Below are 7,039 nucleotides of genomic sequence, written 5' to 3'. Positions count from 1 at the left end.
GAACTGCTGGACCGGCACCTGCACCACCTGCCACCGCCCGCTGCCCAGAACGTCCACCACCAGCCCAAACCCAAGAGCCAGAGCAACTTAACGGAGCCCTACTAGGGCCTGTTGCGAAAGTCCCGCCTGCCCCGCGGGCGGACGACGGGACTTTCGCAACAGGCCCTAGTGTGGCCGGTGCTGGCCCGGGAGGAGTTCGGAGTGGGGGCGTGGGGTCGCGCCCGGGGGCGGCGGGCCTGGCTCGAAGGCGGCGTTGGGCAGCCCCGTGCGCATCACGGCCTCGAGTTGGCTGTGTATGGCCGTGGCCGCGTCGCGCACGCGCGCGGGCACGTCGCCTCGCTCGGCTACGAGTTGGTGATAAATGGGGGCGTCTTGGAACATGGGAGACCATGCCTTCCGATCTGCGGTTTCGTTCCGCTGGGCAACGGTGACCGAGTGTAAGACCCCGCCTCGGAGCGTTTACCGCGGGTCCGGCTAAGGCCGCAGGCCCTGGCGCTCCGTCACCTTGCCCCCGGCGACCTCCAGTCGGCGGGTGACGCGTACCGCGTCGAGCATGCGGCGGTCGTGGGTGACCAGCAGCAGAGTGCCCTGGTAGGAGTCCAGCGCCGACTCCAGTTGCTCGATGGCCGGCAGATCCAGGTGGTTGGTGGGCTCGTCCAGGACCAGGAGGTTGACGCCCCTGCCCTGGAGGAGGGCGAGCGCGGCCCGGGTCCGCTCGCCCGGCGAGAGCGTCTCGGCGGGACGCGTCACATGGTCCGCCTTGAGACCGAACTTGGCGAGCAGCGTCCGCGCCTCCACCGGCTCGGTGTCCGGCACCGCCGCACAGAAGGCGTCCAGCAGGCACTCGGGCCCGTGGAAGACGCGGCGGGCCTGGTCGACCTCGCCGACCAGCACGCCGGAACCCAGCGCCGCGTGCCCGGCGTCCACCGGGATCCGGCCCAGCAGCGCGGCCAGCAGCGTCGACTTGCCCGCGCCGTTGGCGCCCGTGACCGCCACCCGGTCCGCCCAGTCGATCTGGAGGGACACCGGGCCGAGCACGAAGCCGCCCCGGCGCACCTCCGCGTCCCGGAGCGTGGTGACGACCGCGCCCGACCGCGGGGCCGACGCGATCTCCATGCGCAGCTCCCACTCCTTGCGGGGCTCCTCGACGACCTCGAGGCGTTCGATCATGCGCTGGGTCTGGCGGGCCTTCGCGGCCTGCTTCTCACTGGCCTCGCTGCGGAACTTGCGGCCGATCTTGTCGTTGTCGCCGCCCGCTCTGCGCCGGGCGTTCTTCACGCCCTTGTCCATCCAGGCACGCTGCATCTGGGCCCGGTCCTGGAGGGCGGCCCTCTTGTCGGCGTACTCCTCGAAGTCCTCGCGGGCGTGCCGGCGGGCCACGTCGCGCTCCTCCAGATAGGCCGCGTATCCGCCGCCGTAGAGGTTGACCGCCCCCTGGGCGAGGTCGAGTTCGAGGACCTTGGTGACGGTGCGGGTGAGGAACTCGCGGTCGTGGCTGACGACGACCGTCCCGGCGCGCAGGCCGGTCACGAACCGCTCCAGGCGCTCCAGGCCGGCCAGGTCGAGGTCGTTGGTCGGCTCGTCGAGCAGGAAGACGTCGTAGCGGGACAGCAGCAGCGAGGCGAGTCCGGCGCGGGCCGCCTGTCCGCCCGAGAGGGACGTCATCGGCTGGTCGAGGCCGACGGCCAGGCCGAGCGAGTCGGCGACCTCCTCGGCGCGCTCGTCGAGGTCGGCGCCGCCGAGGCCGAGCCACCGCTCCAGGCTGCTCGCGTACGCGTCGTCCGCGCCCGGCGCCGACTCGACCAGAGCCTGCGTGGCCTCGTCCATCACCCGCTGGGCCTCGGCCACCCCGGTCCGGCGGGCCAGGAACTCCCGTACGGTCTCCCCGGTCCGCCGCTCCGGCTCCTGGGGAAGGTGCCCGACGCTCCCCGCCGGCGGGGACAGCGTGACCTCGCCCTGTTCCGGGGTGCTCAGCCCGGCGAGCAGCCTGAGCAGCGTGGACTTGCCCGCGCCGTTGGCGCCGACCAGCCCGATCACGTCCCCGGGCGCGACGACGAGGTCCAGTCCGGCGAACAGCGCGCGGTCGCCGTGCCCGGCGGCGAGGTTCTTGGCAACGAGGGTGGCAGTCATCAGAGGACCGATCCTAACGGCCGTCTCCGGCCGTGCTCAGCGCGCCGTCGCCGTCACCAGTACCGCGCCCGACGCGCGTGCCACCAGGAAGGACTCCCCCTTCACCGCCCTGGTGTCGAGCACCGGACGGTGCCGGCCCGGCTTCCCGGCCCTGGGGCGGGATGAGCACGGTGTGCGCCTTCCGCTACCGTGCGCTGCGTGGACAGCTGCGTGGACAGGGGACCGGGTGCCGACGTGGTGGTGGTCGGCGGCGGCGTCATCGGGCTGACGACGGCCGTCGTGCTGGCCGAGCGCGGCCGGCGGGTGCGGGTGTGGACGCGGGAGCCGGCCGAACGGACGACGTCGGCGGTCGCGGGCGCCCTGTGGTGGCCGTACCGGATCGAGCCGGAGTCGCTCGTCGGGGAGTGGTCGCTCGAATCCCTCGCGGTGTACGAGGAGTTGGCCGCGCGCCCCGACGAGACGGGCGTACGCCTCGTCGAGGGCGTGCACGGCGGGACGCGGCTCGACTCGCTGGGGCCGTGGGCGGCGCGGGTGCCCGGTCTGCGCCCGGCGCACGCCGGGGAGTGGGCGGCGGGCACGGCGCTGTGGGCGCGGCTTCCGCTGATCGACATGCCGGCTCATCTGCCGTGGCTGCGGAAGCGGTTGACCGCGGCGGGCGGAGTCGTGGAGGAGCGGGACGTGACGGATCTGGCGGCGGTCGACGCGCGGGTGGTCGTGAACTGCACCGGCCTCGGCGCCCGTGAGCTGGTTCCCGATCCCGCGATGCGTCCCGTACGTGGTCAGCTCGTCGTCGTGGAGAACCCGGGGATCACGACGTGGCTGACGTCCGTGGACCCGGCCTCGGAGTCCCCCGTCTACGTCTTCCCGCAGCCGGACGGACTCCTCCTCGGCGGCACGGCCGAGGAGGACGACTGGTCGCTGACGCCCGACCCGGCGGTGGCCGCGCGGATCGTCGAGCGGTGCGCGGCCCTGCGGCCGGAGATCGCCGGGGCGCGGGTGCTGGCGCACCGGGTCGGGCTGCGGCCGTCCCGGCACGCGGTGCGGCTGGAGCGCGAGGAGCTGCCGGGCGGGCGGGTGCTGGTGCACAACTACGGCCACGGCGGGGCGGGGGTCACCGTGGCCTGGGGCTGCGCGCGCCGGGCGGCCGGGCTGGCGTACCCGGCCGCCTGAGCGGGCGGGGTGCGTTCCGGTCCGCCACCGGGGCCCATGGGCGGTCACCGGCGTGCGCGGGGCGGCCGGACGCACCTGGCCGGAAAGACCCCTGAGCAGGCGTCGCTCATGACGGCCGAATGACGATCGTGTGACCGCGGTGGGCATGGACACGCCCGTCACCACGGGACTCAATAGGCTCCGAACGAACCTCGTGCCCCTACGACTTGGAGCTGACGTGCACCGCAGACTGATCGCGCCGGGCGCACTGGCGGCGGCCGTCCTGCTGCTGGCGATCCCGGCATCGGCCGCTAGCCACTCCCCCGGCGCACCGGGCATCGGCGACCCCTACTACCCGTACTACGGCAACGGCGGATACGACGTCTCCCACTACGACCTCAGGCTGAAGTACCAGCCGGCCACGGACGAGCTGGAGGGCACGGCGACGATCGAGGCGCGGACCACGCAGGACCTGTCCAGCTTCGACCTGGACTTCCTGCTGGACGTCAGCGAGGTGCGGGTCAACGGCACCACGGCCGCCTTCGCCACCTCCGGCGAGCACGAACTGGTGATCACCCCGAAGGAGCCGCTGGCCGAGGACACACCGATCACGGTGGTGGTCCGCTACAGCGGGGTGCCGTCCACGAAGAGCGCGTACGGCTTCACCACCTGGCACCGCACCCCCGACGGCGGGGTCGCGGCGGACGAGCCGGAGGCGGCCTGGTGGTGGTTCCCGAGCAACGACCACCCGAGTGACAAGGCCACCTACGACGTGTCGGTGGCCGTGCCGGACGGCACGCAGGTGATCTCCGGCGGCACCCTCCAGTCGACCAGCTCGCAGCTCGGCTGGACCCGCTACAACTGGCGCCAGAACAAGCCGCAGGCCACCTACCTGGCCACGCTCGCGATCGGGAAGTTCGACATCACGACGGGCACCTCGCAGGACGGCGTCCCCGTCCTCAACGCCTACAGCAGGGACCTCGGCGACAACGCCGGGGCGGCGCGCGCGAGCGTGGAGCGCACCGGGGAGATCGTCGACTGGCTGAGCGGCTGTTTCGGGCCGTATCCGTTCGGCTCGGCCGGCGGCTATGTGCCGAACACGACGACCGGGTACGCACTGGAGACGCAGACCCGCGTGTACTACAGCCCGAAGCAGTTCGCGAACGGCTCCAACACGTCCGTCGTCGTGCACGAGCTGGCCCACCAGTGGTACGGCGACAGCGTGTCGCTCAAGGGCTGGAAGGACATCTGGATCAACGAGGGCTTCGCGCGCTACGCCCAGTGGCTGTGGTCCGAGCACGAGGGTGAGGGCACCGCGCAGGAGCTGGCAGACTGGGTGTACGCCTCGCACCCCGCCGACGACCCCTTCTGGACGGTCGCGCCGGGCGACCCGGGTCCGGACGACCAGTTCGACGCCGCGGTCTACGACCGGGGCGCGCTCGCCGTCCAGGCGCTGCGCAACGAGATCGGCGACCGGGCGTTCTTCGCCCTGCTGAAGGGCTGGCCGAAGAAGTACGCCTACGGCAACGCCTCGGTGGCCGACTTCCAGAAGTACGCCGAGCAGGTCTCGGGCAAGCCGCTCGCGGCCCTCTTCGACACCTGGCTGTTCCAGCCGTCCAAGCCGGCCGCCCCCGCGGCGCGCGTGGTGTCCCCGGCGAAGACATCGGCGGCTCCCGCTGAGCCGAGGTCGTGGAAGAAGATCGAGGCAACGAACGACGTACACACGAGGTGACCCACGGCCGGGCGCCCACGGACCGCCCGGCCTCACCCCTCGACGTCGTACACCACCACCGCGATCCCCCGCCGCACCAGCCGCTCCTCGATCAGCGGCTCGACCCGGTCCCAACTGCCGCCGGCCAGGCCGCAGCCTATGCGGGGCATGTGGACGGACGCGCCGAGTTCCACGGCACGGCCGGCGAGCCGCCCCAGCGCCGTGCCGATCGCCTCGTACCGCACGGGCACGCCCCTGCCGCCCCTCCGGATGCCGTGCTGGCCGATCATGTTGGCCACCCACAGGTCCTGGTCGACCGGGACGAGCTGGACGGCGCCCAGGCCGAAGTCGTTCTCCGTCCGGTGCCGGTGCCAGGCGCGGTAGGCGGCCTCCGGCTCCGGCCAGCGCCGCGACAGGGCCAGGACGAATCCCTTCCCCCAGCCACCGAGGTCGTTGGCGACGTGGGCGATCACCTTGGCGCCCTCGCCCGACGGCCTGGTGGCGTCGCCCCGGATACGTGATCTCCGACATGACGCCACCGTACGAGGGGGCACTGACAGTGGGGTGGGGCGTCAGTCCACGAGGTCGGAGAGTTCGCGGTCGGCCGTGCGGCCGACGCGGCGGCGGACGGCGAACCAGCCGGTGACGAGCAGGACCGCGATCACCGGGATCAGCAGGAGGGTCTTGCGGCCCACCTCCGGGTCGTTCCACATCAGGCCCAGGCAGGCCAGCAGGAAGACGATCGTGGCGATCTCGGTGACCGGGCTGCCGGGGAGGCGGAAGTGCGGCCGGGTGACCCGGCCGTCCCGGGCGCGGCGGACGAAGACCAGGTGGCAGACCATGATGATCACCCAGGTGCTGACGATGCCGAGGCAGGCGACGTTCAGCACGATCTCGAAGGCCTGGCTGGGCACGAGGTAGTTCAGGCCGACGCCGAGCACGCAGACCGCGCTGGTCAGCAGGATGCCGCCGTAGGGGACCTGGCTGCGGCTCATCACGCTGGTGAACCGGGGCGCGGAGCCCGCCGTGGCCATGGAGCGCAGGATGCGGCCGGTGGAGTACAGGCCGGAGTTCAGGGACGACATGGCGGCCGTGAGGACCACGAGGTTCATGATGTCGCCGGCCGCCGGGATGCCGATCTTCGACAGGACCGTGACGAACGGGCTCTCCCCGGCCGAGTAGACCGAGCCGGGCAGCAACAGGGCCAGCAGGACGACGGAGCCGACGTAGAACAGGCCCACGCGCCACATGATGGAGTTCACCGCGCGCGGGACGACCTTCTCCGGCTCGGCGGTCTCGCCCGCGGCGACACCGACCAGCTCCAGGGCGGCGTAGGCGAAGATCACGCCCTGCATCACCAGGACGACCGGCATCGCGCCGTGCGGCAGCAGGCCGCCGTGGTCGGTGATCATGCTCAGGCCCGGGGTGTGCCCGTCGACGGGGTGCTGCGTGGCCAGCAGGAAGACGCCGATCAGCATGAAGCCGATCAGGGTGGCGACCTTGACGATGGCGAACCAGAACTCCATCTCACCGAAGATCTTCACCGAGATCAGGTTCACGGTGAGGACCACGGCGAGGGCGACCAGCGCGAGCACCCACTGCGGGACGGACGTGAACATGCTCCAGTAGTGCGTGTAGAGCGCGATCGCCGTGATGTCGGCGATACCGGTCGTCGACCAGTTCAGGAAGTACATCCAGCCGGCGACGTAGGCGCCCTTCTCACCGAGGAACTCGCGCGCGTACGACACGAAGGATCCGGACGAGGGCCGGTACAGGACCAGCTCGCCCAGCGCCCGGACGACGAAGAACGCGAAGACGCCGCACACGAGGTAGGCCAGCGCCAGCGCGGGGCCCGCGTTGTGCAGGCGACCGCCCGCTCCCAGGAAGAGTCCGGTTCCGATCGCCCCGCCGATGGCGATCATGTTGACGTGGCGGTGCTTGAGGTCCTTGCTGTATCCGGCGTCGCCCGCGTCGGCGGGCGTCCCGGTCGCCTGGGGGTGGGGGGCGACCTGGGCCATGTGCGCGGATTCCTTGCTCAACGGGTGGTTC

General features: G+C 72.0%; 4 protein-coding genes and 1 pseudogene. 2 read left to right on the top strand and 3 right to left on the bottom strand.

Annotation, left to right across the window (positions count from 1 at the left end; genetic code table 11):
• Positions 1-474 precede the first annotated feature (474 nt).
• Positions 475-2,130, bottom strand: coding sequence for an ABC-F family ATP-binding cassette domain-containing protein (locus ACIHCX_RS20505; RefSeq protein ID WP_400031344.1), 1,656 nt, complete (start codon positions 2,128-2,130; stop codon positions 475-477).
• 234 nt (positions 2,131-2,364) lie between these two features.
• Between ACIHCX_RS20505 and ACIHCX_RS20500 the strand changes: the two genes are divergently transcribed.
• Both ACIHCX_RS20500 and ACIHCX_RS20495 read left to right on the top strand, forming a co-directional pair.
• A complete protein-coding gene (locus ACIHCX_RS20500) occupies positions 2,365-3,300 on the top strand; it encodes an FAD-dependent oxidoreductase (protein ID WP_400031380.1) in 936 nt (311 codons plus the stop codon).
• A gap of 217 nt (positions 3,301-3,517) precedes the next feature.
• Positions 3,518-5,011: a M1 family metallopeptidase gene (locus ACIHCX_RS20495; protein WP_400031342.1), complete on the top strand. Its 1,494-nt coding sequence runs from the start codon at positions 3,518-3,520 to the stop codon at positions 5,009-5,011.
• A 32-nt stretch (positions 5,012-5,043) separates the two neighbouring features.
• Here the strand turns inward: ACIHCX_RS20495 and ACIHCX_RS20490 are convergent.
• Both ACIHCX_RS20490 and ACIHCX_RS20485 read right to left on the bottom strand, forming a co-directional pair.
• Positions 5,044-5,521, bottom strand: a pseudogene (locus ACIHCX_RS20490) (macro domain-containing protein).
• Between the two features lie 41 nt (positions 5,522-5,562).
• A complete protein-coding gene (locus tag ACIHCX_RS20485) occupies positions 5,563-7,029 on the bottom strand; it encodes an amino acid permease (RefSeq protein WP_400031340.1) in 1,467 nt (488 codons plus the stop codon).
• Positions 7,030-7,039 lie beyond the last annotated feature (10 nt).

Source organism: Streptomyces sp. NPDC052043 (assembly GCF_044548235.1).
Classification (GTDB): domain Bacteria; phylum Actinomycetota; class Actinomycetes; order Streptomycetales; family Streptomycetaceae; genus Streptomyces.
The sequence above is the reverse complement of the archived record's forward strand: the minus strand, read 5'-3'. Positions and strand labels throughout refer to the sequence as shown.